Consider the following 682-nt stretch of genomic DNA (forward strand, 5'->3'; position numbering starts at 1 on the left):
GCTCTACAGTCCCGATAGGAAATAGCTTCTTCACACCATCTACGGTCGTAAACCGAAATCGAGATTGACCCCTATGGCTCATTTTCACCAAGAATGGAGGATAATGAGCCGTTTCTTTGCTTCTAGCTCTACCAACCATTTATGACTCCAAGAATCTTAGAAGTTCACTCACTCTGTCCGCAGGATTCCCTATCTCGTCATCCACACAGACTAAGTATCGTCCACTTGGAGTTCGAGTACCTTCAAGCTTGCCGAGCTTTATCCAGTTAATAATGGTTGTATTACACATTCCTGAGTCAGGGTAAAACTCATCAATAAATTGTCTCGGTCTGATTTTTCGCATCGCCATATTGCTCTCCTTACCTTTCTCATTACATGAGAATTAAGATCTTTCATCTGAGTAAGAAAAACTATGCACGCTTTTTTCAGTGATGTTCTATTTGCGCAGCAATTAGTGACAAAGGGGCTTGGTTGCCTGCTAACATCGATATTTAGTCTACGAAGGGTGGACTTATACAGTAGTGTCAAAAATCTAAGATATTGATTTAGTTTACTTAGTTAATTTTCTTTTTAGACCATCTTTCAACGCAGATTTACTAGATATGCTTCTTCTAAACACTTGAAAGTAAAATAAATCAACACGTTACAGCTAGCCTTACTACCAACATCGGGGTTTCACCGT

1 protein-coding gene is annotated in these 682 nt (G+C 39.6%); it reads right to left on the reverse strand.

What is annotated here, in order from left to right; translation table 11 throughout:
• Positions 1-139: 139 nt before the first annotated feature.
• On the reverse strand, positions 140-349 hold the full coding sequence (locus tag ACP45E_RS18400) for a hypothetical protein (protein ID WP_017034544.1): 210 nt from the start codon (positions 347-349) through the stop codon (positions 140-142).
• Between the last annotated feature and the right edge of the window lie 333 nt (positions 350-682).

Source organism: Vibrio genomosp. F10 str. 9ZD137, from assembly GCF_049974785.1.
Classification (GTDB): domain Bacteria; phylum Pseudomonadota; class Gammaproteobacteria; order Enterobacterales; family Vibrionaceae; genus Vibrio.

Excerpts from the sequence above, each read along its gene's own strand:
- ACP45E_RS18400 (WP_017034544.1), bottom strand. The coding sequence starts at position 349 with ATGGCGATGCGAAAAATCAGACCGAGACAATTTATTGATGAGTTTTAC.